Genomic DNA, 24,898 nt, shown 5'->3' with positions numbered 1-24,898 from the left:
CGCGCCCCCCGCACCGAGGCGGCCTCCCAGGCCGCCCCCGAGACCGGCCCGGCTGCGCAGCCGGGTGCTGAAGGGAGCTGACCATGCTGATCCCGCGCAGGGTCAAGCACCGCAAGCAGCACCGGCCTGACCGCAGCGGAGCCGCCAAGGGCGGCACCAGGGTCGTGTTCGGCGAGTTCGGCATTCAGGCTGTTGAGCACTCTTACGTGACCAACCGCCAGATCGAGTCCGCACGTATCGCCATGACCCGTCACATCCGCCGTGGCGGCAAGGTGTGGATCAACATCTACCCCGACCGTCCGCTCACGAAGAAGCCGGCCGAGACCCGCATGGGTTCCGGTAAGGGTTCGCCGGAGTGGTGGATCGCGAACGTCAAGCCTGGTCGCGTGATGTTCGAGCTGTCGGGTGTCGCGGAGCCGGTGGCTCGCGAGGCGCTCAAGCGTGCGATCCACAAGCTTCCTATGAAGTGCAAGATCGTTAAGCGTGAAGTGGGTGAGGCGTGATGGCGAAGAGCCTGACCGCCGGCGAGCTGCGGGTGGAGGACCAGGACACCCTGGTCCAGAAGCTCAAGGAAGCCAAGGAGGAGCTGTTCAACCTCCGCTTCCAGTCAGCGACCGGTCAGTTGGAGAGCCACGGGCGGCTGCGCGCCGTCCGCCGCGAGATCGCCCGCATCTACACCGTGATGCGCGAGCGCGAGCTCGGCATCATCACGGTTGAGAAGGAGTCGAGCGATGGCTGAGACCGAGACCACTGAGACGACGCAGCGGACCTTCCGCAAGGTCCGCGAGGGCCTGGTCGTCAGCGACAAGATGGACAAGACCGTCGTCGTCGCCGTCGAGGACCGCGTCAAGCACCGTCTGTACGGCAAGGTCATCCGCCGTACGACCAAGTACAAGGCGCACGACGAGGCCAACGCCTGCGGCGTCGGCGACCGCGTGCTGCTGATGGAGACCCGCCCGCTGTCCGCGACCAAGCGGTGGCGCGTGGTGGAGATCCTCGAGAAGGCCAAGTAAGCTCCGGCTTTCTCGCGCGCACCGCGCCCCGTGGGGGCCGTTTCGGCGGCCCCCATGACGGCGTCCAAGGACGGGGGAGCGACTCGCTCCCGCGTCGCCTGCGGTACGGCCCCCGCGAGGGGGCTGTGGCCCTGGGAACAAGACAACGACAGGTTCCGCCAGGCTCATTCGATGAGAACCGGCGCGACTATCAGGAGTAACTGTGATCCAGCAGGAGTCGCGACTCAAGGTCGCCGACAACACGGGTGCCAAGGAGATTCTCTGCATCCGTGTTCTCGGTGGCTCGGGTCGCCGCTACGCCGGTATCGGTGACGTCATCGTCGCCACGGTGAAGGACGCCCTTCCCGGCAGCACCGGCGTCAAGAAGGGCGATGTGGTCAAGGCCGTCATCGTCCGCACGGTCAAGGAGCGCCGTCGTCCGGACGGCTCCTACATCCGCTTCGACGAGAACGCCGCCGTCATCATCAAGGACAGCGGCGACCCTCGCGGCACCCGTATCTTCGGTCCGGTCGGCCGCGAGCTGCGTGACAAGAAGTTCATGCGGATCATCTCGCTCGCTCCGGAGGTGCTGTGATGCCGAAGTCGCTGCATGTGAAGAAGGGTGACCTGGTCAAGGTCATCGCCGGTAAGGACAAGGGTGCCCAGGGTCGCGTGATCGCCGCACTCCCGCGCGAGGACCGCGTGGTGGTCGAGGGCGTCAACATGATCACCAAGCACGCCAAGGAGACCCACCAGGGCCCGCGTGGCGCCAAGCAGGGCGGCGTGCGGACCATGGAGGCCCCCATCCACGTGAGCAACGTGAAGAAGCTCAAGGAAGACAAGCCCGCTGAGAAGGCCGACGAGAAGAAGGCCGCTTCGGAGGGTGAGGACAGCTGATGACTGCCACGACCACCGAGACCGAGCGTCCGACGCCGCGCCTCAAGACGAAGTACCGCGAGGAGATCATCGCGAAGCTTCGCGATGAGTTCGGCATCGAGAACATCATGCTGGTGCCCGGCCTGACCAAGATCAAGGTCAACATGGGTGTCGGCGAGGCGGCTCGCGACTCCAAGCTCATCGAGGGCGCTGTCCGTGACCTCACGGTGATCACCGGTCAGAAGCCGGCCGTCGTCCGCGCCCGCAAGTCCATCGCGCAGTTCAAGCTGCGTGAGGGCATGCCGATCGGCGCGCACGTCACGCTGCGGGGCGACCGCATGTGGGAGTTCCTCGACAGGCTGCTGTCGCTGGCGCTGCCGCGTATCCGTGACTTCCGCGGTCTGTCGCCGAAGCAGTTCGACGGCAACGGCAACTACACCTTCGGTCTGACCGAGCAGGTCATGTTCCACGAGGTGGACCAGGACAAGGTCGACCGGCCGCGGGGCATGGACATCACGATCGTGACCACCGCGACGAACGACGACCATGGCCGGGCGCTGCTCAAGCTTCTCGGCTTCCCCTTCAAGGAGGCGTGATCATGGCGAAGAAGTCGCTGATCGCCAAGGCTGGGCGCAAGCAGAAGTTCGATGTCCGGTCCTACACCCGGTGCTCGCGCTGTGGCCGTCCCCGCGCCGTCTACAGGAAGTTCGGCCTGTGCCGCGTCTGCTTCCGTGAGATGGCGCACCGGGGCGAGCTGCCCGGCATCACCAAGTCCAGCTGGTAGGTACCCTGGGGGCGGCTCTGAGTCGCCCCCTAGCGGCGTGCCAGCCGTACATATTCAGAATTATCCATCTGGGTGCTCCGCCGGAGTACCCGTGACCGCGCCGAAGGTCCACCGGCAAAGCCTGGCTTGGCTGACTGGAAACCGCGGCGAGGAAGGCCGTTGGCCATGACGATGACCGACCCGATCGCAGACATGCTCACTCGTCTGCGCAACGCGAATTCGGCATACCACGACACCGTGTCGATGCCGTATTCCAAGATCAAGGCGCACATCGCCGAGATCCTCCAGCAGGAGGGTTACATCCAGTCCTGGTCCGTAGAGGACGCCAAGGTCGGGAAGAACCTCGTGGTGGAGCTCAAGTTCGGGCCGAGCCGTGAGCGTTCGCTCGCGGGGCTGCGCCGGGTGTCCAAGCCCGGGCTGCGTGTATATGCGAAGAAGGACAACCTGCCGCGTGTTCTGGGCGGGCTCGGCGTCGCGATCATCTCGACGTCGGCCGGTCTCATGACCGACAAGCAGGCCGGCAAGCGTGGCGTGGGCGGCGAAGTCCTCGCCTACGTCTGGTAGAGGGGAGGAACACAGCATGTCGCGAATCGGACGGCTGCCCATCCCTGTGCCCAGTGGCGTAGACATCACGATCACCGGCCAGGATGTGCAGGTCAAGGGCCCGAAGGGCACGCTTTCTCACCGGGTCGTCGAGCCCATCACCGTGGCTCGCGCCGAGGACGGCACCATCGCCGTCGCCCGGCCCAACGACGAGAACAAGGTGCGTGCGCTGCACGGCCTTTCTCGGACGCTCATCGCCAACATGGTGCAGGGCGTCACCCAGGGTTACTCGAAGACCCTGGAGATCGTCGGTGTCGGTTACCGCGTCGCGGCCAAGGGCCCGACGCAGCTGGAGTTCTCGCTGGGCTTCAGTCACCCCGTGATCGTCGACGCGCCCGAGGGCGTGACCTTCCGGGTCGAGAAGCCGACGATCTTCCACGTCGACGGCATCGACAAGCAGAAGGTCGGCGAGGTCGCCGCGAACATTCGCAAGTTGCGCAAGCCCGACCCGTACAAGGGCAAGGGCGTGCGTTACCAGGGCGAGCAAATCCGCCGCAAGGTCGGAAAGGCTGGTAAGTAGGCATGGCTGGCAAGACTGCGTTCAGCAAGCACACGGCTGCCCGCACCGTCTCGCGGGCCCGCCGTCACGGCCGCGTCCGCAAGAAGATCTTCGGTACGTCCGAGCGTCCGCGCCTGGTCGTCAACCGATCGACCCGCCACATGTTCGTCCAGATCGTGGACGACACCAAGGGTCACACCCTGGTCAGCGCCTCGACCATGGACGCCTCGCTGCGTTCGGCCGACGGCGACAAGACCGCGAAGGCCAAGAAGGTCGGCGAGCTCCTCGCTCAGCGGGCCAAGGCAGCCGGTATCACCGCCGTCGTCTTCGACCGTGGTGGCAACCGCTATGCGGGCCGTATCGCCGCTCTGGCGGACAGCGCCCGCGAGGGCGGGCTCGAGTTCTGATGAGGACCCGAGGATCGCAACTGATGGCAACAGCTGAGAAGAGGAACCACTGATGGCTGCAGCTCCGCGTCGCGGTGGCGGCACCGGTGGCGAGCGGCGGGACCGTCGTGACGATCGCCGCGGTGGCGCCGCCGACAAGGGCGTCTCGTACATCGAGCGCGTAGTGAAGATCAACCGAGTGGCCAAGGTCGTGAAGGGCGGTCGTCGCTTCAGCTTCACCGCCCTCGTCGTCGTCGGTGACGGCAACGGCCTGGTCGGCGTCGGCTACGGCAAGGCCAAGGAAGTGCCCGCGGCCATCGCCAAGGGCGTCGAAGAGGCCAAGAAGCACTTCTTCAAGGTCCCGAGGATCCAGGGCACCATCCCGCACACCGTGCAGGGTGAGGAGGCGGCCGGTGTCGTCTTCCTGCGTCCGGCCTCCGCCGGTACCGGCGTCATCGCCGGTGGCCCGGTGCGCGCGGTCCTGGAGTGCGCGGGTATCCACGACGTGCTGTCCAAGTCGCTCGGCTCGGACAACCCGATCAACATCGTGCACGCCACCGTGGCGGCTCTGAAGGGCCTGTCGCGGCCTGAGGAGATCGCCGCCCGCCGTGGCCTGCCGATCGAGGACGTCGCTCCCAAGGCGATGCTCAGGGCGCGAGCCGAGGGTCTCGCCGAGGCCGCAGCGGCGGCTAAGGCGGTGAGCTAGTCATGGCACGCCTGAAGATCACTCAGGTTCGCTCGAAGATCGGTGGCAAGCAGAACCAGCGCGACTCGCTGCGTTCGCTTGGCCTGAAGCGAATCGGCGACGTCGTCGTCAAGGAGGACCGTCCCGAGATCCGTGGGATGGTCTCCGTGGTGACGCACCTCGTCGAGGTGGAAGAGGTCGACTAGTCATGACTGACAAGGCTCCGCTGAAGATTCACGACCTGCGGCCCGCCCCGGGCGCCAACAAGTCGAAGATCCGCAAGGGTCGCGGCGAGGCGTCCAAGGGCAAGACCGCCGGTCGCGGCACCAAGGGCTCGCGGGCCCGTACGACGGTTCCCCTCGGTTTCGAGGGTGGCCAGGTGCCGCTGCAGCGTCGGCTGCCGAAGCTCAAGGGCTTCTCCAACGCGCTGTTCAAGACGACCTACCAGGTCGTCAACCTGGACCGGCTCGGCGAGCTGTTCCCCGAGGGTGGCGAGGTCACCGTCGAGGAACTGGTCGCCAGGGGTGCGGTCCGCAAGAACCAGCCGGTCAAGGTCCTCGGCACCGGTGAGATCTCCGTCGCGGTGAACGTGCAGGTGCACGCCTTCTCGAACGCCGCCAAGGAGAAGATCACTGCCGCCGGAGGCTCTGTCACCGCGCTGTAAGAGCGATTCGCGAGGCGTGGGGGCTTCTGACAATGGGCCCCCACGCCCGTAGTGCGTTAGAGTTCGCGAGACGGCAGGTTTCTGTCCGGCTCGACTTGACTTGAGACTTCAAATGGCAGATCCCCGCACCACCGCTAACTCGTACCGCCTCAATGGCGTGCTGGAGGGACCGTGCTGACCGCGTTTACCCGGGCGTTCCGGACGCCGGACCTGCGCAAGAAGTTGCTCTTCACGCTGGGCATCATTGCGCTGTTCCGACTCGGCTCGGTTCTTCCGACTCCGGGAGTTCACGTCCAGAATCTCGCGACCTGTCTGGATCAGGCGAGAGACAGCTCCGCCGGCAACATCTACGGAATGGTGCAGCTGTTCAGCGGCGGCGCCCTCCTGAAGTTGTCGGTGTTCGCTCTGGGCATCATGCCGTACATCACCGCGAGCATCATTCTGCAACTGCTCGTCGTGGTGATCCCACGACTGGAGGCCCTCAAGAAGGAGGGGCAGTCCGGCCAGGCGAAGATCACGCAGTACACGCGTTATCTGACCATCGGCCTGGCGGTTCTCCAGTCGACCGCCTTCATCGCGCTGGCCCGCACCGGCCAGCTGTTCCCGCAGTGCCAGCAGCAGATCCTGCTCGACCCGAACGACATCTTCGGGATCGTCACGATGGTCGTCATCATGACGGCGGGCACCTCGGTGATCATGTGGCTCGGTGAGCTCATCACCGACCGAGGTGTCGGCAACGGTATGTCGATCCTCATCTTCACCCAGGTCGTGGCGGTCTTCCCGTCCGAGCTGGCCAACATCTTCCAGGCGAACAAGTTCACCTTCGCGATCGTCATGGTCGTGGGTATCTTCATGATCGCCGCAGTCGTCTTCGTCGAGCAGGCACAGCGCCGCATCCCCGTGCAGTACGCCAAGCGGATGGTCGGGCGCCGGATGTACGGCGGCACTTCCACCTACATCCCGCTGAAGGTGAACCAGGCGGGCATCATCCCGGTCATCTTCGCGTCGTCCCTGCTCTACCTGCCGCAGCTGCTCACCTCGCTGTTCGCCACGGCTGAGAACCCCAACCCGTTCATCCAGTGGGTCTCGCAGAACCTCGCCACCGGCGACACGCCGATCTACATGGCGACGTTCTTCCTGCTGATCGTCTTCTTCACGTACTTCTATGTGTCGATCACGTTCAACCCCCCTGAGGTTGCCGACAACATGAAGAAGTACGGTGGGTTCATTCCGGGCATCCGTCCGGGCCGGCCGACGGCCGAATACCTGAACTTCGTGCTCACCCGGCTGACCGCGCCCGGCGCGCTGTATCTGGGTCTGATCTCCATGGTCCCGATCGTCGCGCTGGCGGTGGCCGGTGCGAGCCAGAACTTCCCGTTCGGAGGGACGAGCATTCTGATCATGGTGGGTGTCGGCCTGGACACGGTCAAGCAGATCGAGAGCCAGCTTCAGCAGCGTAACTACGAAGGCTTCCTGCGCTAGTGAGGCTCGTTCTGGTGGGGCCCCCTGGAGCGGGTAAGGGGACACAGGCCCAGTTCATCGCATCAAACCTGTCCATCCCGAAGATCTCGACAGGTGACATCTTCCGTGCCAACGTCTCGGGTGGCACGGATCTCGGCAAACTCGCCAAGTCCTACATGGATCGCGGCGACCTCGTGCCCGACGAGGTCACGATCGCCATGGTCCGCGACCGGTTGTCGGAGGGCGACGCGCAGGACGGTTTCCTGCTCGACGGCTTCCCGCGCAACGTGTCGCAGGCCGAGGTGCTGCGCAAGATGCTCGAAGAGTGGGATCTCGCGCTGGACCTCGTCCTGGAACTCGTGGTCGAAGACGACGAGGTGGTGCGCAGGCTCGCGGGCCGGCGCACCTGCAGCCAGTGCGGCCGCATCTGGCACGTCGAGTTCGACGACAAGAAGGACGACCTGTGCGACGCCTGCGGCGGCGCGCTGTTCCAGCGCGACGACGACAAGGAGGAGACCGTCCGGCACCGCCTGGAGGTCTACCAGGAGCAGACGGCGCCGCTGGTCGACTTCTACGCCAATGAGGGCATCCTGGTAGGGGTCGACGCGACCGGCCCCGTCGAGGAGATCACGCAGCGGGCGATGGAGGCGATTCGCCCCTATCTGGGATAACTGGCCGAATATGCGAGGTGGCGCGGGAATCCGTGCCACCTCGCGGCTATTGTGGGGGGAATTGACCTCCCGCGTCCGCCCGTTGAATCACCCTGGGGGGTGCCGAAGTGTTCAAGAAGAACCGGCAAGGAATCCAGATCAAGTCGCCCGAGCAGCTGCAGAAGATGCGGGAGGCGGGTCTGGTCGTCGGGCGTACGCTCGATCTGCTGAAGAGGTCGGCGGAGCCCGGCATGACGCCGCTGGACCTCGACGCGATCGCCGAGCAGGCGATCAGGTCCGAGGGGGCCGTGCCGTCGTTCAAGGGCTACCAGGGGTTCCCCGCGACGATCTGCGCGTCGGTCAACGACGAGGTCGTGCACGGGATCCCGAACGACGCCCGCAAGCTGCGCGAGGGCGACATCATCTCCATCGACTGCGGCGCGATCCTCGACGGCTGGCACGGCGACTCGGCCGTGACGATCGGGATCGGCGAGGTCGATCCGAAGCTCGCCGAGCTGATGCGGGTCACCGAGGAGTCCATGTGGCGGGGGATCGCGGCGCTGCGCGTCGGCGCGAACCTGTCGAACGTGGGGCACGCGGTCGAGAAGTACGTGAAGTCGCAGGGGCGTTACGGCATTCCGCAGGAGTACGGCGGGCACGGCATCGGCACCGAGATGCACATGGACCCGTGGGTCGCCAACCACGGCAAGCCCGGCAGGGGCCCGGTTCTCGAAGAGGGCATGTGCCTGGCCATCGAGCCGATGGTCAACCTGGGGACGCACCGTACGCGGGTGCTGGCCGACGAGTGGACCGTGGTGACGCTGGACGGCCGGGCCTCCGCGCACTTCGAGCACAGCGTCGCGGTGACACATAATGGACCTTGGGTGCTTACCGCCCTCGATGGGGGCGAAGAGCGCTTGGCACAGCTGACCTGACGCCGGGAGTGGGCATGGCACAGAGTCCCGAGATGCGCGCCTCAGACCGTGACCGCGACCGGGTCGCCGCCGTGCTCCGTGAGCACACGGCTGAGGGCCGGATCACGATGGAGGAGTTCAACGAGCGTCTTGAGGAGCTCTACAGGAGCAAGACGCACGGAGAACTCGCCAGGCTGACCGCCGATCTGCCGGACGTCGATCTGCGCGCCCGCGCGGCCGTACCCGCCACCGTGCAGCCCGCCGCCGCGCCTGCGGAGCGCGAGGCCATGCATTCGGGCATGCGGGCCGCCTGGGCCACCTGGGCCGGGGCCAGTTCCGTCAACTGGGTGATCTGGCTGATCATCAGCGCCACCTCCGACAGCTGGGTCTATCCGTGGCCGCTGTGGGTCATGGGGCCGTGGGGCGCGATCCTTCTGGTGAGCACCGTCGTGGGCGGCGGGCGGCGCAAGGCGTAGGCGTTGTGTGGAGAAATACCCGTTGTGGAGTTGTACGCGGAACGCGTGAGCGGTCGCTCCTAGCGTGAGCGGCGTCGGAACACCTCCGGCACCGATCTCGTAAGGGAGCGAAAGCGATGCGCAAGCTGCTCGTCACCACCGCACTCGCAGGTTCCGTCGCCGCCGGTCTCGCCGCCGCTCCGGCCGCGAACGCCGCGACAGCCACCGCCGAGACCCAGTCGTACGGACGGGCCTGGAGCAAGCTGTTCTCCAGTGACGGCAAGGCGTACACCAACGGGGTGGTGAAGCGGCGCGGCCACGGCGTGTGGCAGGTCACCTGGCGTGGCTACGACCGGCCCGGTGGCAAGAAGGGCTACGCCTGGTTCCGCTACTACAAGAACGGCCAGTGGAAGAGCCGGGTGGCCGCGTGGGACGGCGTCACCCCGCCGCGCACCTTCACCCTGCGCGGCATCAGCAAGCTCGTCACCTACACCTGCTGGGCGGGCAGCACCGCCAACTGCGGCAAGAGGCTCTGGCTCGTGAAGTAGACCCCCTCTGAAGCGGCCCGCCCGGTGAGTCTGTCACCCGGCGGGCCGCTTCAGTTTGTTGTCCGGGTCTTTACCGCTAGTGGTACTTGGCGGCATTCGGTCCGGGTACGTGATCTTTCAGATCAACCGTCGGATAGGGGGAACGATGGGGGCGGTCGTAGGGGTTGCGCTGGGTGTGTTGACAAGCGCCGCCTTCGCGACAGGTGGTGGGCTTGTACTGGCCTGTCCATCGCACTCGTCAGCGGTCCGGGTGGCAGTGAAGCCAGGCGGGCCGTCTCCCGGGATCTCGGGGACCGTGGGCCCGGTGGCCGGGGTCGAATGCGGTGTGTGGCCGGCGGGGGCGCTCGCCGTACTGGCTGTGGGCGTCGCGGGTGCCGCGGCGGTCACCGTACGGCGGCGCGCTCCCGGCGGCCCGGCCTCCGGCGGGGGAGTCTGAGACCCGTGTCCGCCCGGCGCCGCATGTCGGCGGCTGCCGGCGCCGGGCGGACACGAACCCGGCGCGACACGCGCGGAAGCTGCGGTAGACTCGGGCATGGTTGTGTCAGGACACTTGGCGCGCATTCGCGTTCTCAGTCCAGGTGTCGTACACTTCTTTGTCGGCTCACTCTGACTTTCACGCGTCGGCAGCCTTGCAGGTTGCCGCTCTCTACGAAGCGTGTGGTCGCGGCTGCAGTGGACCGAAACCTCAGACGACCGATCAGTGAAACGCGAGGGATCTTGGCCAAAAAAGACGGCGCCATCGAGATCGAGGGCACTGTGGTTGAGTCGCTCCCGAACGCCATGTTCCGGGTGCAACTCGACAACGGCCATAAGGTCCTGGCCCACATCAGCGGACGAATGCGGATGCACTACATCCGAATTCTTCCTGACGACCGGGTAGTCGTTGAACTGAGCCCCTACGACCTCAGTCGCGGGCGGATCGTCTACCGATACAAGTAAGACGTCTGAGGATCAAGAAGGACAATGAAGGTTAAGCCGAGCGTCAAGAAGATCTGCGACAAGTGCAAGGTGATTCGCCGGCACGGTCGTGTCATGGTGATCTGCGACAACCTGCGCCACAAGCAGCGCCAGGGCTAGTCGCGCAAAGGCTTCTCCGAGTCCGACACCCCTTCGTGGGTGGCGGGCTCGACGCATGAGAAGCCGATGAAGTAATCACGTGTTCCGCACCCGCGTCAGCGGGTCACCCTCGGTCGGAGGCCGAGGCCCTCACCCCGGGCATGGGGAGGGGCGCGGAGCGCTAGACCTCCGCCACAGCAAAGGAGAATGCCCGACCATGGCTCGCCTGGTTGGCGTCGACCTCCCCCGCGAAAAGCGGCTGGAGATCGCTCTCACCTACATTTTCGGAATCGGCCGCACCCGCGCCCTTGAGGTTCTCAAGGCCACCGGCGTCAGCGGCGACACTCGCGTGCACCAGCTCACCGACGCCGAGCTCGTCCCGATGCGTGACTACATCGAGGCGAACTTCAAGATCGAGGGTGACCTGCGCCGCGAGGTCCAGGCCGACATCCGCCGCAAGATCGAGATCGGTTGCTACCAGGGCATCCGTCACCGCAAGGGTCTTCCCGTCCACGGCCAGCGCACGCAGACCAACGCGCGCACCCGCAAGGGCAAGAAGAAGACCGTCGCCGGCAAGAAGAAGCCCGGTAAGAAGTAGTCCGCGCAGCCGCAGGACCGAAGACCTCAGGAGTAATGGCAAACAATGCCTCCTAAGAGCCGTCAGGGCGCACCGAAGAAGGTGCGTCGTAAGGAAAAGAAGAACGTCGCTCACGGGCACGCCCACATCAAGAGCACGTTCAACAACACGATCGTCTCCATCACCGACCCCAACGGGAACGTGATCTCCTGGGCCAGCGCCGGCCACGTGGGTTTCAAGGGCTCCCGTAAGTCCACCCCGTTCGCCGCCCAGATGGCCGCCGAGAACGCTGCCCGCCGCGCCATGGAGCACGGCATGCGCAAGGTCGACGTCTTCGTCAAGGGCCCCGGCTCCGGCCGTGAGACCGCGATCCGTTCGCTGCAGGCGACCGGGCTCGAGGTCGGCTCCATCCAGGACGTGACCCCGGTTCCGCACAACGGCTGCCGTCCGCCGAAGCGCCGCCGCGTCTGACACCCAGGAGATAGAGAGAAATGGCTCGTTACACGGGCGCGGACTGCAAGCTCTGCCGTCGCGAGAAGACCAAGCTCTTCCTCAAGGGCAGCAAGTGCGAGTCCGCCAAGTGCCCCATCGAGATCCGTCCTTACCCGCCGGGTGAGCACGGTCGCGGTCGGCCGAAGGACTCTGAGTACCAGCTTCAGCTCCGCGAGAAGCAGAAGACCCGCCGCATCTACGGCGTCCTCGAGAAGCAGTTCCGCAACTACTACGAGGAAGCCTCCCGCAAGACCGGCAAGTCCGGTGAGGTGCTGCTCCAGATCCTGGAGAGCCGCCTCGACAACGTCGTCTTCCGCGCCGGGTTCGCCCAGTCGCGCGACGCCGCCCGCCAGCAGGTGCGCCACGGCCACATCCTGGTGAACGGCAAGAAGGTCGACATCCCGTCGTACCGCGTGCGCGAGCACGACATCATCGAGGTCCGCGAGAACAAGCGCAGCCTGATGCCGTACGAGGTGGCCCGCGCCACCGCCGGCGAGCGCACCGTTCCCGCGTGGCTCGGCGTCGTGCCCGAGAAGCTCCGCGTCCTGGTTCACCAGCTGCCCATTCGTGGTCAGATCGACACCCAGGTCCAGGAGCAGCTCATCGTCGAGTACTACTCCAAGTAGTCACTCGCCTCTGGTCCGGGTACGGTTCCGCCGTACCCGGGCTAGGCTGTATCACAGAGCGGCGTCATATAGCGGTCGCCGCCCTATCCCAGGGGAGAACCCACATGCTGATCGCTCAGCGTCCGACTCTTCTCGAAGAGTCGATCGACGAGACCCGGTCCCGATTCGTCATCGAGCCGCTGGAGCCGGGCTTCGGCTACACCATCGGCAACGCGGTGCGCCGCACGCTGCTGTCGTCCATCCCGGGCGCGGCCGTCACCAGCATCCGCATCGAGGGCGTGCTCCACGAGTTCTCGACCGTCCCGGGCGTCAAGGAGGATGTCACCGACATCATCCTGAACCTCAAGGAACTGGTCGTCTCCTCCGAGCACGACGAGCCGGTCGTCATGTACCTCCGCAAGCAGGGCCCCGGCGACGTCACCGCCGCCGACATCGCGCCCCCGGCCGGTGTCGAGGTGCACAACCCCGACCTGCGCATCGCCACCCTCAACGGCAAGGCGAAGCTGGAGATGGAGCTGACCGTCGAGCGCGGTCGCGGCTACGTCTCGGCCGCGCAGAACAAGCAGCCGGGCCAGGAGATCGGCCGGATCCCGATCGACTCCATCTACTCCCCTGTCCTCAAGGTCACCTTCAAGGTCGAGGCGACCCGAGTCGAGCAGCGTACCGACTTCGACCGTCTGATCCTGGACGTCGAGACCAAGCCGGCCATGAAGCCCCGCGACGCCGTGGCCTCCGCCGGTAAGACGCTGGTCGAGCTGTTCGGCCTGGCCCGCGAGCTGAACGTCGAGGCCGAGGGCATCGACATCGGCCCGTCCCCGACCGACGCGGCCCTGGCCGCGGACCTCGCGCTGCCGATCGAGGAGCTGAACCTCACCGTTCGCTCCTACAACTGCCTCAAGCGCGAGGGCATCCACACTGTGGGCGAACTCGTCGCCCGCAGCGAGCAGGACCTGCTCGACATAAGGAACTTCGGCGCCAAGTCCATCGAAGAGGTCAAGCAGAAGCTGCACGAGATGACGCTGGCGCTCAAGGACTCCCCGCCCGGGTTCGACCCGAGCGCGGTGGCCGGTGCCGGCTACGACGACGACGACAGCGCGTACGTCGAGACCGAGCAGTACTGACCCTTTCGTCAACACGCGCCGAGCGTCCATGCGCTCGGCGCGCGTCCATGAACGGCCGCGTACCCTACGCGACCGGCCCGACCTCGGTACCTGGCACGGCCGGAGCGGGTTGACTCACAAGGAGAACCACAATGCCCAAGCCCACCAAGGGTGCTCGACTCGGCGGCAGCCCGGCCCACGAGCGGCTGATCCTGGCCAACCTGGCCACCGATCTGTTCCGCCACGGCCGCATCACCACCACGGTGACCAAGGCCAAGCGCGTCCGCCCGCTGGCGGAGCGCCTGATCACCAAGGCCAAGAAGGGCGACATCCACAACCGTCGCCAGGTGCTGACCGTCGTTCGCGACAAGGGCGTCGTCCACCACCTGTTCACCGACATCGCGGTGACCATGGCCGAGCGTCCCGGTGGCTACACCCGGATCACGAAGATCGGCAACCGTAAGGGCGACAACGCGCCCATGGCGGTCATCGAGCTCGTGACCGAGCCGCTCAACACCGTCAAGGTGTCGCAGGCCGCTCCGGCTGCCGCCGCTGCCGCTCCGGCCGCCGCCGAGGCTGCCGAGGAGGTCGTGGAGGCCGCTGAGGAGACCGCTCCCGAGGCCACCGCCGAGGCCGCTGCGCCCGCCGAGGGCGACGAGGCCGTCGAGGCCGGCGAGAAGAAGAAGGACGAGGCCTGATCCCAGGCCGGTCGATCGGGCCCGGACCCCTCACGGGGTGCGGGCCCGTTCCCTTTCACGGAGGATGACAGCGTGGTACGGCTCCGGCTCGACCTCGGTTACGACGGCACCGACTTCTCCGGGTGGGCGCGGCAGCCCGGGCTGCGTACCGTCCAGGGGTCGATCGAGGAGGCGCTCGGGCGGATTCTGCGGTTGCCCGAGGCACCGGGATTGACGGTCGCCGGGCGGACCGATGCCGGGGTGCACGCGCGGGGGCAGGTCGCGCACGTGGATCTGGACGGGGAGTCGCTGTCGGTACTGGATCCGCGTGGGCGGGAGGCGGTGCCGGGGGAGGGCGCGACGCCTGAGAGGCTCGCTGGGTTGGTCAGGAGGCTGGCCGGGCTCCTAGACCCAGATGTACGGATATTTCGTGTCTCCGTGGCTTCTGGGGGCTTTGACGCGCGGTTCTCGGCGCTCTCCCGCCGGTACGCCTACCGGGTGTGCGACGCGCCCGGCGGAGTCGACCCGCTGATGCGGCGGGAGGTCGTCTGGCACGCCCGGCCGCTGGACCTGGACGCCATGAACGCGGCCGCCGTACAACTGCTGGGGGAGCACGACTTCGCCGCCTTCTGCCGTAAGCGTGAGGGGGCGACGACGATCAGGGAGCTGCAGCGGCTCGACTGGGTGCGCGACGAGCACGGCATCCTGGTCGCCGCCGTGGTGGCCGACGCGTTCTGCCATTCGATGGTCCGGGCGCTGGTGGGTGCCTTGATGGCCGCCGGTGACGGGCGGCGGGAGGTGGACTGGCCGGGGCGGGTGCTGACGGCGGCCGTCCGCGACTCGGGGGTGCACGTCGCGCCCGCGCACGGGCTGTGCCTGGAGGAGGTCACCTACCCGGAGGCGTCCGAACTGGCCGCCCGCGCTGCCGCGACCCGTCGGGTGCGCAGTCTCTGAGAGCGCGCTGACGGGTCCCGTGGCCTTCGAGCGCTTGGGATCGTCGGGTCGGCGCTCGCCGACGCGGTTCAGTCGATGTTCAGGCGGCGTTCGAGGACCTTCGCGGTGTGGTCGCGGAAGCCGCCGCTGACCTTGCCCAGGCCGGTCTCCTGCGTCGTGGGGGTGTGGCCGTCGGCGTACGTGGCGTAGCTGAAGACGATGTAGCGGCCCCAGACGAGCCCGGCGGCGTACCCGCCCGCGATGTGCACCCGCTCGCCGCCCGTCCCCGACGCGGCCGGCAGGGCGCGGAACCACAGGTTGCGGCCGAGGTTCTTGGCCTCGTCGGCGGAGACCGCGGCGTCCTTGGTCGGCAGGACGGCGATACCCGTGGTGACGGCGTAGCGGCGCTTGCTGTCGACGTATGTCGCGCGCAGCACCCGATCGCACTTCTGTTCTTTCAACGCGTCGGCGAACGGGCCCGTGGCCGCCTTGGTGCAGGTCGCGGTCAGGTTGGTCTTGACGCGGGTGTACGTGGTGCCGCCGACCTCGATCTTCTTGTCGGTGAACGCCTCGGCGAGTGACAGGGCGCGGGGGTCGGTCGAGTCGGAGTCGAGCAGTGAGGTGTCGGACTCCTGAGGGGGAAGCGACGGCAGCGGCCCCGAACCGGTGTCAGGGGCCTTGGAGGCCACGGCGTCGGCGGGCGGGGAGGAGTTGATCGAACGGTAGGCGAAGAAGCCACCCGTCGCCACGCCGGCCAGCACCAGGGCACCGAGGGCCGCGACCAGCACCCGCTTGCCCTTGCCCGGGGCGTCCGGGGAGGATCCGGCGGGCTGGTCGGCGACCGGCACCGGCCGCTGGAACAGCGAGCCAGGACCCTCCTGGGGCTGGTACTGCGTGCCTCCTTCCGCGAGCGGAGGGAGGATCGGCGGCCTGCTCGGGCCGCCCGGGGGGAGAGATCGGCTCTGAGCCGGTACGCCTGGGGGGAGCGGGGCAGGGACGGTCGCTCCGGCGTCGGCAGGCGGCGCCTGGCCGTCCTGGGGCGTGGCTGCCGTCGGGTGGGAGCCGGGGGCGTCCGCGTTCACGGCGCCTGCGGGGTGCGGACCCGATGACTGGGGTTCCTTGGCCCCTGTCGGGGCCGCCGTCGGAGCTGTCGGGGCTTGCGGAGTGGGCGGCGCAGGGGTTCCCGGGGCCTGGGACGGTGGGCCTGCGGGCGTGGATCCCGGGGCTTGGGGGCCGTCGGGGTGCGGCGGCTGGGATCCGGGTGCGCCGGAGGAGATTCCCGGGGGTGCCTGCGTCGGGATCGGCGGCGAGCTCTCGGAGGGGGCGGGGGTGTCCTTGGCGGGAGGCAGGGTGATGGGCTCCCTGGGAGAAGGCAGGGTGGGCTTCGGGCCCCAGATCTCGGCGCTGAACGGCAGGTCGGGGATCCGCTCCTGCGCGCCACCGGCGGCAGGGCCACCGGCGTCGTCCGGGGACGGCTGCGGGCCGGGCGGGATGGCCTGCGGGCCTGCGGCCGGCGAGGTGTGCGGGTCTGACCCGGGCGGGGTGGCCTGAGCCCCGACTGCGGGGGAGGGGTGCGGGCCGGACGCGTGGGGCAGCGGCTGTGGGCCTGAAGCAGGAGATGTGGGGCCCTCGGTCGGTTGCGTCCGGGGGGTGTGGGGGTGCTGAGGGCTCGGCGCGTCCGGGTCGGAGCCGGGGATGGGCTCACCGGTGGCGGCGGGCCACGGAGGCATGACCGGGGTGTCGGGTGTCCACACCGGCATCCCGGCCGCCGCGGCGGTGAAGGTCTGCGGCGGATCCCAGGTGGGGGCGGGCGGCTCGGAGGGCGGCACGGTCATGCCGGTCGTGGGCGCGGAGGCGGGGTCCGGCGTGGGGTTCTGACGGGGGAAGCGCGCCGTGTCCGGTGGTACGGCAGCGGCGGGCGACGCCGTTCCCAGCGGCACGAAGGGTGCCGCGCTCGGAGGCAGGGGCGGCGCAGGGTTCTGCGGCGCCGGGCTGTGAGGCGCGAAACCCTGCGGTGACGGCGGCGCCGGGTCGTGTGGTGGGAAACCCTGCGGTGACGGCGGCGCCGGGTTGTGAGGCGCGGAGCTCTGGGGCGACGGTGGCGCGGGCTGCGCCGGGTTCGCGGTGTTCAGCGGTGTGGTGGCAGGGAGCACCGGCTGCACCGTGGTCAACGGTGTGGTCGGTGCCGCGTGTGGTGGCGCGGGTGTGGTCGGAGGCGGGGTGCCCGGGGCCTGGGGGGCACGGTCGCCGACGTCGGCGTACCAGTCGTACGGCCCGGCGTCGTCGTCGGCCACCTCCCACGGCTTGCCCGCAGGGTGCTCTCCGGAGGCCCCCGTCACAGCGCCCTCGCCGGGGCCGTCGAAGGGCGGCGGCGAGTAGGCGGGCCCGTCGCCGTACCTGTCCGAAGGCAGGCCGAAACTCGGCGGCGGGGTCGCCGGGCCGCTCTCGTCTCTACGCTCGTCCTCAGACCCAGCTTCCTGGCCACGCATAGCCGTGAGCCTAGCGAGACTCGCATGATCGACATGCCGGTATGGGCGATTCCCCGGCGCGTCCGCAGGTCAGCTGGGGTACCCGGACACCGAGCGGGCGTCGAGCGCCTTGAAGACCGTCAGCTTGGTGACGTCGTCGGCCGCCTGCGCGAGCTGCTTGCCGCTCTTCTTGTCCGGCGCCGACCCGTCGGACTTCTGGAACCACACCAGCACCGCGTAGTGGCCGTGGGTCCAGACCTCGGCCGCGCCGGAGCCCGAACCGAGCTTCTTGGTGACGGAGTCCTTGCCGGGCAGCGCCTTGAGGTACACCTCGCGCTTCTTGCCGCCGACCGCGGCGACCTTGGCGGCGTTGCGTGAGGTGGAGAGGTTGGCGATGCCGACCGTGCCCATGATCTTGCCGCTCTTGTCGCGGTAGCTGGCCCGGATCATCTGGCTGCACTTGGCGGCCTTGAGGGCCTTCACGAGTTTGTCGCCGACGACGCCGTCGCCGCACTTCTTGTCCTTCTTGGTGGCGGCGAGCGAGTATGTACGGCCGCCCTGCGTGATCGTCTTCTGGCCGAACAGTTCCTTGACCGTGAGCGGCTGGGGGTCGGTCTTGCGCGAGCCCGCGTAGCCGAACTCGCCGGGCGGCGCCGACGGCAGCGGCGCGGAGACGCGTCTGGGGGCGGACTGCGCCGTGGACGGCGAGTCCATGTTCCACATCACCACGAGCCCGCCTGCCAGCAGTCCGAGGATGGCGACGCCCCCGACCACGAAGATGATCGGGCCGCGGGCCCGAGAGCTCTCGTCATAGGGGCTCCACGTGGTCTTCTGCCGGGTGGGCTGCGCGTCGGGCTCGGACTCGGCGGGGCGTTTCTTGGGGAAACCCATGCCGCGAGATTACCGTGTGATGGTCATCGGTACCCGAAATCCTGTGTCCACCACAGGCCTGTCGGACCGGTGGCGACGCCGACGCCGATGGCGCGGATGGAGCAGTTGAGGATGTTCTGCCGGTGCGCGGGGTTGGCCATCCACCCGTCAACGGCCTCGTCGGCGGTGGAGTAGCCGCTGCCGATGTTCTCGGCGGCGCCCTGGCTGTAGCCGGCGCGCTCCATGCGGTCCCACGGCGAGGACCCGTCGGGGGAGTCGTGGTCGAGTTGCCCCGTGCGGGCCATCGACAGCGCGTGGGCGCGGGCCGAGCGGGTGAGCCTGCCGTCGACGCGCAGCGGGTCGCAGCCGCGTCCGGCGCGGGCCGCGTTGGTGAGGGTGACGACCCGCCCGGCCAGGTCGGGCGCGAGCCGTGTGTCGTCGCCGCCGAGTACCTGCGTGGGGTCGCCGGGGGGCTGCCCCATCACCTCGTTGTCGTTCGCGCGCGGCCTCGGCGACGGCGTGAGCGCCTTGGACGGGGCGCGGCCGAGCCGCGACGAGGGCGCCGAGGTTCCGGCCTCGCGGGGGATGCGCTGGGCCTGCGGCTGCTTCTTCTGCGTCGGTACGGCGGCGGCCGAGGTCGGCGGCGAGGTGTCGTTGAGGAAGATCTGCTCGCCGGACGGATGCGGATCGGTCAGCCGGCCGAGCAGGACCCCGGCGAAGACGGCCGCGCAAAGGCAGGCGAGCAGACCCAGATGGTTACGGCGCCGGATGCCGATCCGCTGGGTCCGCCGGGTGCGAGAACGCTGCCACATACCGCGGCCCACGATAAGGAGGGGCGACCTGCGTGAAGAAGGGGTCCCAGGGAACCGAAATAGAACCGTTCTGTGTCAGGTAGACTCTGCGCTGGTTACCCGTCACTCCTGGAGTTGAGGTAGCCTAGTCGCTTGTTGTGTGCATCCGGTCCATCGCGACCGATGCGCGGCGCGTCCGGCGTCATCTCCCGATCACGGTGGAGACGGAAGGTCCGGGCTGTCGTGCGCCCGCACCGACCGACAAAGAGCTGTCACCTCCGACAGCACCCGAAGACGCCGAGCAAGATAAGGCAACGACCGTGCGCACGTACTCACCGAAGCCCGCTGACGTCGAACGTCAGTGGTACGTCATCGACGCGACCGATGTCGTGCTGGGCCGGCTGGCCAGCCACGTCGCGATCCTGCTCCGCGGCAAGCACAAGCCGATTTTCGCCAACCACGTCGACACCGGCGACTTCGTCATCGTCATCAACGCTGACAAGGTGGCTCTGACCGGCAACAAGCTTGAGCAGAAGAAGGCGTACCGTCACTCGGGCTACCCGGGCGGTCTGCGTTCCGTGACCTACGGCGAGCTCATGGAGAAGCGTCCCGAGAGGGCGGTCGAGAAGGCCGTCAAGGGCATGCTCCCCAAGAACGCCCTCGGCCGGAAGATGGCCAAGAAGCTCAAGGTCTACGCGGGTACCGAGCACCCGCACCAGGCCCAGCAGCCTGTGCCGTTCGAGATCACCCAGATCGCCCAGTAGTAGTTCGAAAGAGTTAGAGGAGAACCGTGGCTGAGCCCACCGGTGTCGAGACGGTCGTCGAGGCCGAACTGGAGGAAGTCTCCAGCGAGGACTTCCCGTCCGAGTACACCACCGAATCCGCTGCCAGCGCCGACGCTCCCGTGCGCAAGCCCGTCACCACGGGCAACTCGTACGGCACCGGCCGCCGCAAGGAGGCGATCGCCCGCGTGCGCATCGTCCCCGGCACCGGCAAGTGGACGATCAACGGCCGTTCGCTGGACGTCTACTTCCCGAACAAGGTCCACCAGCAGATCGTCAACGAGCCCTTCGTGGTGCTCGGTGCCGAGGAGGCCTTCGACGTCATCGCCCGCATCGACGGCGGCGGCGTGACCGGCCAGGCCGGTGCGCTGCGCATGGGCCTGTCCCGCGCGCTGGCGATCCTGGACGTCGAGAACAACCGCCCGCCGCTGAAGAAGGCCGGCTTCCTCACCCGTGACGCCCGCGCCACGGAGCGGAAGAAGTACGGCCTCAAGAAGGCCCGCAAGGCTCCGCAGTACAGCAAGCGCTAAATTGGCGCGCCTTTTCGGCACCGACGGGGTACGTGGGGTCGCGGGTCGCGACCTCACGGCGGAACTCGCCATGGACCTGTCCGTGGCAGCCGCCCACGTCCTCGGCGATGCAGGCGCGTTCGCCGCGACGGGTCAGAAGAGGCCCGTCGCGGTCGTAGGCCGGGACCCCCGGGCTTCAGGAGAGTTCCTGGAGGCCGCAGTGGTCGCCGGCCTCGCGTCGTCCGGAGTGGATGTGCTGCGCCTCGGCGTGCTGCCCACCCCGGCCGTCGCCCACCTCACGGCCGCGCTCGGCGCCGACCTCGGCATCATGCTCTCGGCCTCGCACAACCCGGCGCCGGACAACGGCATCAAGTTCGTGGCCAGGGGCGGCTTCAAGCTGTCCGACGCGGTCGAGGACGAGATCGAGCGGCGGCTCGGCGAGGAGTGGAACCGGCCCGTCGGCTCGGCCGTCGGCCGGGTGCGCGACGCCTACGGCGAGGCCGACCGCTACATCTCCCATCTGCTGACGACCGTCGACGGCAGCCTCGACGGCCTGAACGTGGTCGTCGACTGCGCCCACGGCGCCGCGCACACGGTGGCGCCCGAGGCGCTGGTGCGCGCGGGCGCACGGGTGGAGGCCATCGGGGCGCGCCCCGACGGGCTCAACATCAACAACGGGTACGGCTCCACCCACCTGGACAAGCTCCAGCAGGTGGTCGTCTCACGCGGCGCCGATCTCGGCATCGCCTACGACGGCGACGCCGACCGCTGCCTGGCCGTCGACCACACCGGGCAGATCGTCGACGGCGACCGCATCATGGCGGTGCTGGCGGCCGACATGAAGGCACGCGGCGCGCTGTCCGGCGACACGGTGGTCGCGACCGTGATGTCGAACCTCGGGTTCAAGCTGGCGATGCGCGAGGCGGGAATCGGCGTGATCGAGACGTCGGTCGGTGACCGCTACGTGCTCGAACGCATGAAGGCCGACGGTTACAACCTGGGCGGTGAGCAGTCCGGGCACGTGATCATGCTCGATCACGCGACCACCGGTGACGGGCTGCTGACCTCGCTGCACCTGCTGTCGGTCGTGGCCAGGTCGGGCCGGTCGCTGCGGGAGCTGGCCGGTGTCATGACGCCGCTGCCGCAGGTTCTGATCAACGTCAAGGACGTCGACAAGGGCAAGGCCGCGGTCCCCGCACTGGTCGCCGCCGTCGGTGAGGCGGAGGCCGAACTCGGCGAGACCGGGCGGGTGCTGATCCGGCCCAGCGGGACCGAGCCGATGATCCGCGTCATGGTGGAGGCCGCGTCGGAGGAGCAGGCCACCCAGGTCGCGGACCGGCTGGCCGAGGTCGTGCGCACGTCCTGCGTGTAGAGAGTCTTCGGGTACGGGAAACCGTGCCCGAAGCTCACTCCACCCGCCCGTCGGGGTAGACGCGGACGCCGGCCTTCTTGCACACCTGACAGAGAGCGTCCCGCGCGAGGTCCTGGTCCCAAAGCGAGCCGGGGTCGTTGATGATTTTCACCAGTTCGTAAGCGGTTGCTTTGTCTTGCCCCACTGCTGACACCCGATTCAGGAGTGTCGAAATGGACACCGTAGCTGTGGCCGGCAAGGTGATCTCGCGTATCCGTCTGAGAATCTCGGCGGTGAGTGACGAGGGGACGACTTGGGCGATGCTGCGCACGAGGTTGTTGAAAGGGACAAGGTGGACGAAGGTCGGCAAGCCTTCGAGTAGGTTCACCAGGCGAAGTGTGATCTGCTCACCTGCTGTGGCCGCCAGGGCACTGACCAGAGTGTCGCATTCGTAGGACAGCAACGGTTCTCTTGGCGTGGGCGGCTTCACGGCCACCAGGTGGTCGAAGCGGGCCAGCAGGGTGGCGATGGCGTGCGGGTCCTCGGACCGGGCCAGTGCTGAGTAGACGTGGAAACGCGGGTCGAAGTACGGATCGATGTAGGCGAGCCGGTTGAGCGGATCGCGAGCCCTTGTCTCGATGGCGCCGTTCGACAGTCGCGCCAGCAGGAAGGCGACGCCTTCGTGATTGCCGTGAGCCGCAAGCGTGGCGGCGACGCCCAGGCGGACCATGGGATGGACCTGATGGTCTTCCATCACCTTGAGCAGGTCGGAGCCGGCGTCGATCGTTTTGAGGATCTCGGCGAGTCTCCAGCGGTTCGGCCAGGGAATCGTGGCGTCGTTCAGGAGCGTCAGAATGGGCGCCGCGAGGTCGTCAGTGCAGTTGGTGCGCAGTTCATAGGTGAATCGAGTCACGACTCGTGGGCTGAGCCGGTGGTCGGTGATTCCTGCGAGGACTCTGGTCGGCGCGCTGAGGGAGACGAGGGTCTCGGACAGGCGAAGGTCGAAGGCGTGAGAGTTGTGCGCAGCCAGCTCCCAGAGTTCCTCGATGTCGATCTCACCGAGCCTGACCAGCGCCGCTCTGGCGTCATGAAGGACGTCGTCGGCGTGGGTGTGCTCCAGTGCGAGATCGTGGACCTGCCAGAGGAGGGGAATGGCCGAGGCGAGACCTAGCGTGCCGGCGGCCTCGGCAAGACGCGCCAATGGGGCCACCCCGCCCTCGTGGGCGACGTTGGGCGCCAGTCGTTCCATCCACTCCATGATCAGTGGCGCGCTGGTCTCGTGAGTCAGATCGACGTCCTTGACTGCGGCGTTGAATTCCTTGACCGGAACTGGCTCGTCGCCGTCGGCGAACAGGCCGAGTGCCTCAGTAAGGACTTCGAGGCGATCGGGACCCAGTTCGTTCAGCCGTGATTCGATCGCGGCGAGTCCGCTGGTTCCCACCTCGGCGAACAGTTCTGTGACTTGCTCCGCCAGCGACTCCACCGGCGTGGTCAGCATCACCTCGCCCAGTTCCTCGACGATCCTGGCCCTTAGCCACGGCGCCTTGACGCGGGGGGTGCTGCCCAGGCAGCGGGCCGCCAGGAGCAGGTCACCGTGGAAGAGGTCGTCGTCTGCGGCGAGGGGGCCGGTCACCTCGGGGCTGTCCTGGGCGTGGCCCAGCAGGGCCAGGAGGAGTGGGGTGGCGTCGTGGAGGCGTCCGGCCAGGAGCAGGATGACCTCCTCCCACCACGGGTCGTGTCGCACCGCCGAGATCTCCGCGATGGCCGGGGCGCCGATGCGGGCGGCGACCTCGGCGGCGAAGTACTCCTGGATGGTCAGGTGCAGGAAACCGTACACCTCGTGGGCCTGCTCCTTGAGCAGGCCGTAATGTTCGACGATCTCGTCGAGGATGGCGGCGGACTCGCCCGGGTCTAGGTCGATCGAGGGCAGGAAGTCGGCGATCATCGCGAGCAGTTCGTCGCGGGGGAAGTAGGCGAGGCCCTGGCGCTGGAAGTGCCAGGCGATCTCCTCCAGCAGGTCGCGTTTGCGGTCGGCGGTGAAGCGCGGGAACCGTTTGATGTCGCGTTTGGCGTCCCACTCGGTGAGCAGTACCTCGATGGTGCGCGCGTAGAGCTTGGAGCGGCGCTCCGGCAGTTCGAGGTCGCTCTCGAAGACGATGGCGATGAGCGAGAGCAGCAGCGGGTTGGCACTCAGGGTGTGGATGCGGCTGCTGCGTCCCAGCGCGGCCGAGAGTTTGCGTGCTTTGTCGGGGTTGTCGGCGAACCAGTTCCGGATGAACGTCTCGATCTGGGAGTCGTCGAAGTCGAGCACCTCCAGGGTCCTGAAGGCGGGCAACTGGCCCCGCCATCCGGCCCTTCGGCAGGTGACGGCGATGCGGGCGTTCGGGTAGCGGGCGGCGAGGCGGTCCACCTCCTGGACGACCCGCCGGTAGGTGGCGTCGGCCTCGTCGGCGCTCTCGCCGCCGAGGACCTCGTCGAGGCCGTCGATGAGCAGGACGGCGGTTCCGGCGGCCAGCGCGTGGTCCACGAGCCCGTCGGCGTCCTGCTCGCCGTACCGTTCTTCCCAGCGCTGCCTGACGTGGTCGAGCAGCCCGCCCTCCGCGCGCACCAGCCTGCGCAGTTCGACGAAGACGGGCAGGATCTCGTCGGTCGCGGACTTGAAGCCGAGGTAGCGCAGCATCGTGGTCTTGCCGGCGCCGGGGTCGCCGAGGACCACGATGCGGCGGAAGCGCGCCAGCGCGTCCTCGGGGGTCAGGATCTCGGCCTGGTGCTCCTTCTTGCGGGCCCTGGTCAGGGTGATGAGGTCGTCGAGTTCGCGGCCGCGTAACTCCTGGAGCTCCTCGCGGTGCATGAAGCGCAGCGGCTGCTGGTCGTGGACGCGGAGCTGGACGTACAGGCTCTCGATGTTGAGCGGTTTGGGGCGGTTGAGCAGGGAGATGTGGCGCATGTCGTCGGTGAGCCGGTCCAGCAGGCCCACCCGGCGGCGGCCGAGCGTCTTCTCCTCGGTCCGGGTGAGCCGCACCGGGGGCTTGGGCTTGGGCGCCGCCGTGGCCGCCTGGTGGGTCCTGCGCCACTGGAAGAAGCCGAACCCGGTGGCCACGAGCGCGCCGAACAAGCCGATCAAGGCGACGACGATCTCCGTCATACGC

Annotated in this window: 34 protein-coding genes; 30 read left to right on the top strand and 4 right to left on the bottom strand. The window is 68.0% G+C overall.

Features of this window, described 5'->3' with window-relative positions; translation table 11 throughout:
* Positions 1 to 83: 83 nt before the first annotated feature.
* The 27 genes from rplP to truA all read left to right on the top strand — a co-directional run bounded on the left by rplP (position 84) and on the right by truA (position 14,999).
* Positions 84 to 503, top strand: coding sequence for a 50S ribosomal protein L16 (gene rplP, locus ABD120_RS14670; RefSeq protein ID WP_181615875.1), 420 nt, complete (start codon positions 84 to 86; stop codon positions 501 to 503).
* A complete protein-coding gene (rpmC, locus tag ABD120_RS14665) occupies positions 503 to 739 on the top strand; it encodes a 50S ribosomal protein L29 (protein WP_343950402.1) in 237 nt (78 codons plus the stop codon). The genes rplP and rpmC overlap by 1 nt, the downstream gene beginning before the upstream one ends.
* Positions 732 to 1,013, top strand: coding sequence for a 30S ribosomal protein S17 (gene rpsQ, locus ABD120_RS14660; protein WP_184958068.1), 282 nt, complete (start codon positions 732 to 734; stop codon positions 1,011 to 1,013). The genes rpmC and rpsQ overlap by 8 nt, the downstream gene beginning before the upstream one ends.
* Before the next feature lie 202 nt (positions 1,014 to 1,215).
* The gene (gene rplN / locus ABD120_RS14655) at positions 1,216 to 1,587 is read left to right on the top strand and encodes a 50S ribosomal protein L14 (RefSeq protein ID WP_026214151.1); all 372 of its coding nucleotides are present in this window, start codon (positions 1,216 to 1,218) and stop codon (positions 1,585 to 1,587) included.
* Between the two features lie 11 nt (positions 1,588 to 1,598).
* On the top strand, positions 1,599 to 1,889 hold the full coding sequence (rplX, locus tag ABD120_RS14650; RefSeq protein ID WP_343950421.1) for a 50S ribosomal protein L24: 291 nt from the start codon (positions 1,599 to 1,601) through the stop codon (positions 1,887 to 1,889).
* Positions 1,889 to 2,464 (top strand): 50S ribosomal protein L5, encoded by a 576-nt coding sequence (gene rplE, locus ABD120_RS14645; RefSeq protein WP_343950401.1) that lies wholly within the window; start codon positions 1,889 to 1,891, stop codon positions 2,462 to 2,464. Before rplX ends, rplE begins: the two co-directional genes overlap by 1 nt.
* A 2-nt stretch (positions 2,465 to 2,466) precedes the next feature.
* Entirely contained in the window at positions 2,467 to 2,652 is a 186-nt protein-coding gene (locus ABD120_RS14640; RefSeq protein ID WP_343950400.1) for a type Z 30S ribosomal protein S14, read from the top strand.
* 165 nt (positions 2,653 to 2,817) lie between these two features.
* A complete protein-coding gene (rpsH, locus tag ABD120_RS14635; protein WP_343950399.1) occupies positions 2,818 to 3,216 on the top strand; it encodes a 30S ribosomal protein S8 in 399 nt (132 codons plus the stop codon).
* Positions 3,217 to 3,232: 16 nt separating this feature from the next.
* On the top strand, positions 3,233 to 3,775 hold the full coding sequence (rplF, locus tag ABD120_RS14630) for a 50S ribosomal protein L6 (protein ID WP_343950398.1): 543 nt from the start codon (positions 3,233 to 3,235) through the stop codon (positions 3,773 to 3,775).
* Positions 3,776 to 3,777: 2 nt separating this feature from the next.
* The gene (rplR, locus tag ABD120_RS14625) at positions 3,778 to 4,161 is read left to right on the top strand and encodes a 50S ribosomal protein L18 (protein WP_343950397.1); all 384 of its coding nucleotides are present in this window, start codon (positions 3,778 to 3,780) and stop codon (positions 4,159 to 4,161) included.
* Between the two features lie 52 nt (positions 4,162 to 4,213).
* Positions 4,214 to 4,846: a 30S ribosomal protein S5 gene (rpsE, locus tag ABD120_RS14620; RefSeq protein ID WP_343950396.1), complete on the top strand. Its 633-nt coding sequence runs from the start codon at positions 4,214 to 4,216 to the stop codon at positions 4,844 to 4,846.
* A 2-nt stretch (positions 4,847 to 4,848) separates the two neighbouring features.
* Positions 4,849 to 5,031, top strand: coding sequence for a 50S ribosomal protein L30 (rpmD, locus tag ABD120_RS14615; RefSeq protein WP_080043226.1), 183 nt, complete (start codon positions 4,849 to 4,851; stop codon positions 5,029 to 5,031).
* Between the two features lie 2 nt (positions 5,032 to 5,033).
* A complete protein-coding gene (gene rplO, locus ABD120_RS14610) occupies positions 5,034 to 5,489 on the top strand; it encodes a 50S ribosomal protein L15 (RefSeq protein ID WP_343950395.1) in 456 nt (151 codons plus the stop codon).
* Positions 5,490 to 5,660: 171 nt separating this feature from the next.
* Complete coding sequence (secY, locus tag ABD120_RS14605; protein ID WP_343950394.1) at positions 5,661 to 6,971, top strand: preprotein translocase subunit SecY; 1,311 nt, start codon at positions 5,661 to 5,663, stop codon at positions 6,969 to 6,971.
* On the top strand, positions 6,971 to 7,621 hold the full coding sequence (locus tag ABD120_RS14600) for an adenylate kinase (protein ID WP_343950393.1): 651 nt from the start codon (positions 6,971 to 6,973) through the stop codon (positions 7,619 to 7,621). Before secY ends, ABD120_RS14600 begins: the two co-directional genes overlap by 1 nt.
* A gap of 107 nt (positions 7,622 to 7,728) precedes the next feature.
* Complete coding sequence (gene map / locus ABD120_RS14595; RefSeq protein ID WP_343950392.1) at positions 7,729 to 8,535, top strand: type I methionyl aminopeptidase; 807 nt, start codon at positions 7,729 to 7,731, stop codon at positions 8,533 to 8,535.
* A 14-nt stretch (positions 8,536 to 8,549) separates the two neighbouring features.
* Positions 8,550 to 8,990, top strand: coding sequence for a DUF1707 SHOCT-like domain-containing protein (locus tag ABD120_RS14590; protein ID WP_343950391.1), 441 nt, complete (start codon positions 8,550 to 8,552; stop codon positions 8,988 to 8,990).
* A gap of 116 nt (positions 8,991 to 9,106) precedes the next feature.
* Positions 9,107 to 9,517 carry a hypothetical protein gene (locus tag ABD120_RS14585; protein WP_343950390.1) on the top strand — a complete coding sequence of 137 codons (411 nt, stop codon included), beginning with the start codon at positions 9,107 to 9,109 and terminating at the stop codon, positions 9,515 to 9,517.
* A 304-nt stretch (positions 9,518 to 9,821) separates the two neighbouring features.
* Positions 9,822 to 9,953 (top strand): hypothetical protein, encoded by a 132-nt coding sequence (locus ABD120_RS14580; RefSeq protein WP_343950389.1) that lies wholly within the window; start codon positions 9,822 to 9,824, stop codon positions 9,951 to 9,953.
* 281 nt (positions 9,954 to 10,234) lie between these two features.
* Positions 10,235 to 10,456 carry a translation initiation factor IF-1 gene (gene infA, locus ABD120_RS14575; protein ID WP_012887858.1) on the top strand — a complete coding sequence of 74 codons (222 nt, stop codon included), beginning with the start codon at positions 10,235 to 10,237 and terminating at the stop codon, positions 10,454 to 10,456.
* 24 nt (positions 10,457 to 10,480) lie between these two features.
* Entirely contained in the window at positions 10,481 to 10,594 is a 114-nt protein-coding gene (gene rpmJ / locus ABD120_RS14570) for a 50S ribosomal protein L36 (protein ID WP_003956441.1), read from the top strand.
* A gap of 196 nt (positions 10,595 to 10,790) precedes the next feature.
* Positions 10,791 to 11,171 (top strand): 30S ribosomal protein S13, encoded by a 381-nt coding sequence (gene rpsM / locus ABD120_RS14565; protein WP_343950388.1) that lies wholly within the window; start codon positions 10,791 to 10,793, stop codon positions 11,169 to 11,171.
* A 45-nt stretch (positions 11,172 to 11,216) separates the two neighbouring features.
* Positions 11,217 to 11,621, top strand: a complete 405-nt coding sequence (gene rpsK / locus ABD120_RS14560; protein ID WP_020542285.1) for a 30S ribosomal protein S11 — start codon at positions 11,217 to 11,219, stop codon at positions 11,619 to 11,621.
* 20 nt (positions 11,622 to 11,641) lie between these two features.
* The gene (gene rpsD, locus ABD120_RS14555) at positions 11,642 to 12,268 is read left to right on the top strand and encodes a 30S ribosomal protein S4 (RefSeq protein WP_343950387.1); all 627 of its coding nucleotides are present in this window, start codon (positions 11,642 to 11,644) and stop codon (positions 12,266 to 12,268) included.
* A 104-nt stretch (positions 12,269 to 12,372) separates the two neighbouring features.
* Complete coding sequence (locus ABD120_RS14550) at positions 12,373 to 13,389, top strand: DNA-directed RNA polymerase subunit alpha (protein WP_343950386.1); 1,017 nt, start codon at positions 12,373 to 12,375, stop codon at positions 13,387 to 13,389.
* Between the two features lie 131 nt (positions 13,390 to 13,520).
* Positions 13,521 to 14,066, top strand: coding sequence for a 50S ribosomal protein L17 (gene rplQ / locus ABD120_RS14545; protein WP_343950385.1), 546 nt, complete (start codon positions 13,521 to 13,523; stop codon positions 14,064 to 14,066).
* 72 nt (positions 14,067 to 14,138) lie between these two features.
* Entirely contained in the window at positions 14,139 to 14,999 is an 861-nt protein-coding gene (gene truA / locus ABD120_RS14540; RefSeq protein WP_343950384.1) for a tRNA pseudouridine(38-40) synthase TruA, read from the top strand.
* A gap of 68 nt (positions 15,000 to 15,067) precedes the next feature.
* On the opposite strand, the gene ABD120_RS14535 is transcribed toward truA, so the two are convergent.
* The 3 genes from ABD120_RS14535 to ABD120_RS14525 all read right to left on the bottom strand — a co-directional run bounded on the left by ABD120_RS14535 (position 15,068) and on the right by ABD120_RS14525 (position 19,128).
* Positions 15,068 to 17,467: a hypothetical protein gene (locus tag ABD120_RS14535; protein ID WP_343950383.1), complete on the bottom strand. Its 2,400-nt coding sequence runs from the start codon at positions 17,465 to 17,467 to the stop codon at positions 15,068 to 15,070.
* Between the two features lie 69 nt (positions 17,468 to 17,536).
* Positions 17,537 to 18,337, bottom strand: a complete 801-nt coding sequence (locus tag ABD120_RS14530; protein ID WP_343950382.1) for a hypothetical protein — start codon at positions 18,335 to 18,337, stop codon at positions 17,537 to 17,539.
* A gap of 23 nt (positions 18,338 to 18,360) precedes the next feature.
* Complete coding sequence (locus tag ABD120_RS14525; RefSeq protein WP_343950381.1) at positions 18,361 to 19,128, bottom strand: CAP domain-containing protein; 768 nt, start codon at positions 19,126 to 19,128, stop codon at positions 18,361 to 18,363.
* A gap of 299 nt (positions 19,129 to 19,427) precedes the next feature.
* On the opposite strand from ABD120_RS14525, the gene rplM reads away from it, so the two are divergent.
* From rplM to glmM, 3 genes are read left to right on the top strand one after another with little or no spacing between them, the layout of a single operon-like run.
* Positions 19,428 to 19,871: a 50S ribosomal protein L13 gene (rplM, locus tag ABD120_RS14520; protein ID WP_343950380.1), complete on the top strand. Its 444-nt coding sequence runs from the start codon at positions 19,428 to 19,430 to the stop codon at positions 19,869 to 19,871.
* A 26-nt stretch (positions 19,872 to 19,897) separates the two neighbouring features.
* Positions 19,898 to 20,419, top strand: a complete 522-nt coding sequence (gene rpsI, locus ABD120_RS14515; RefSeq protein ID WP_343950378.1) for a 30S ribosomal protein S9 — start codon at positions 19,898 to 19,900, stop codon at positions 20,417 to 20,419.
* A 1-nt stretch (position 20,420) separates the two neighbouring features.
* On the top strand, positions 20,421 to 21,770 hold the full coding sequence (glmM, locus tag ABD120_RS14510; protein ID WP_343950377.1) for a phosphoglucosamine mutase: 1,350 nt from the start codon (positions 20,421 to 20,423) through the stop codon (positions 21,768 to 21,770).
* Between the two features lie 34 nt (positions 21,771 to 21,804).
* Here glmM and ABD120_RS14505 read toward each other — a convergent pair whose 3' ends face one another.
* Positions 21,805 to 24,894, bottom strand: a complete 3,090-nt coding sequence (locus ABD120_RS14505; RefSeq protein ID WP_343950376.1) for an NACHT domain-containing protein — start codon at positions 24,892 to 24,894, stop codon at positions 21,805 to 21,807.
* Between the last annotated feature and the right edge of the window lie 4 nt (positions 24,895 to 24,898).

It is taken from the genome of Nonomuraea longicatena, assembly GCF_039525605.1.
Lineage (GTDB): Bacteria > Actinomycetota > Actinomycetes > Streptosporangiales > Streptosporangiaceae > Nonomuraea > Nonomuraea longicatena.
The sequence above is the reverse complement of the archived record's forward strand: the minus strand, read 5'-3'. Positions and strand labels throughout refer to the sequence as shown.

Coding starts and splice junctions, on each gene's coding strand:
- rplP (WP_181615875.1), top strand. CDS start 84: ATGCTGATCCCGCGCAGGGTCAAGCACCGCAAGCAGCACCGGCCTGAC.
- rpmC (WP_343950402.1), top strand. CDS start 503: ATGGCGAAGAGCCTGACCGCCGGCGAGCTGCGGGTGGAGGACCAGGAC.
- rpsQ (WP_184958068.1), top strand. CDS start 732: ATGGCTGAGACCGAGACCACTGAGACGACGCAGCGGACCTTCCGCAAG.
- rplE (WP_343950401.1), top strand. CDS start 1,889: ATGACTGCCACGACCACCGAGACCGAGCGTCCGACGCCGCGCCTCAAG.
- ABD120_RS14640 (WP_343950400.1), top strand. CDS start 2,467: ATGGCGAAGAAGTCGCTGATCGCCAAGGCTGGGCGCAAGCAGAAGTTC.
- rpsH (WP_343950399.1), top strand. CDS start 2,818: ATGACGATGACCGACCCGATCGCAGACATGCTCACTCGTCTGCGCAAC.
- rplF (WP_343950398.1), top strand. CDS start 3,233: ATGTCGCGAATCGGACGGCTGCCCATCCCTGTGCCCAGTGGCGTAGAC.
- rplR (WP_343950397.1), top strand. CDS start 3,778: ATGGCTGGCAAGACTGCGTTCAGCAAGCACACGGCTGCCCGCACCGTC.
- rpsE (WP_343950396.1), top strand. CDS start 4,214: ATGGCTGCAGCTCCGCGTCGCGGTGGCGGCACCGGTGGCGAGCGGCGG.
- rpmD (WP_080043226.1), top strand. CDS start 4,849: ATGGCACGCCTGAAGATCACTCAGGTTCGCTCGAAGATCGGTGGCAAG.
- rplO (WP_343950395.1), top strand. CDS start 5,034: ATGACTGACAAGGCTCCGCTGAAGATTCACGACCTGCGGCCCGCCCCG.
- ABD120_RS14590 (WP_343950391.1), top strand. CDS start 8,550: ATGGCACAGAGTCCCGAGATGCGCGCCTCAGACCGTGACCGCGACCGG.
- ABD120_RS14585 (WP_343950390.1), top strand. CDS start 9,107: ATGCGCAAGCTGCTCGTCACCACCGCACTCGCAGGTTCCGTCGCCGCC.
- rpmJ (WP_003956441.1), top strand. CDS start 10,481: ATGAAGGTTAAGCCGAGCGTCAAGAAGATCTGCGACAAGTGCAAGGTG.
- rpsM (WP_343950388.1), top strand. CDS start 10,791: ATGGCTCGCCTGGTTGGCGTCGACCTCCCCCGCGAAAAGCGGCTGGAG.
- rpsK (WP_020542285.1), top strand. CDS start 11,217: ATGCCTCCTAAGAGCCGTCAGGGCGCACCGAAGAAGGTGCGTCGTAAG.
- rpsD (WP_343950387.1), top strand. CDS start 11,642: ATGGCTCGTTACACGGGCGCGGACTGCAAGCTCTGCCGTCGCGAGAAG.
- ABD120_RS14550 (WP_343950386.1), top strand. CDS start 12,373: ATGCTGATCGCTCAGCGTCCGACTCTTCTCGAAGAGTCGATCGACGAG.
- rplQ (WP_343950385.1), top strand. CDS start 13,521: ATGCCCAAGCCCACCAAGGGTGCTCGACTCGGCGGCAGCCCGGCCCAC.
- ABD120_RS14535 (WP_343950383.1), bottom strand. CDS start 17,467: ATGCGTGGCCAGGAAGCTGGGTCTGAGGACGAGCGTAGAGACGAGAGC.
- ABD120_RS14530 (WP_343950382.1), bottom strand. CDS start 18,337: ATGGGTTTCCCCAAGAAACGCCCCGCCGAGTCCGAGCCCGACGCGCAG.
- ABD120_RS14525 (WP_343950381.1), bottom strand. CDS start 19,128: ATGTGGCAGCGTTCTCGCACCCGGCGGACCCAGCGGATCGGCATCCGG.
- ABD120_RS14505 (WP_343950376.1), bottom strand. CDS start 24,894: ATGACGGAGATCGTCGTCGCCTTGATCGGCTTGTTCGGCGCGCTCGTG.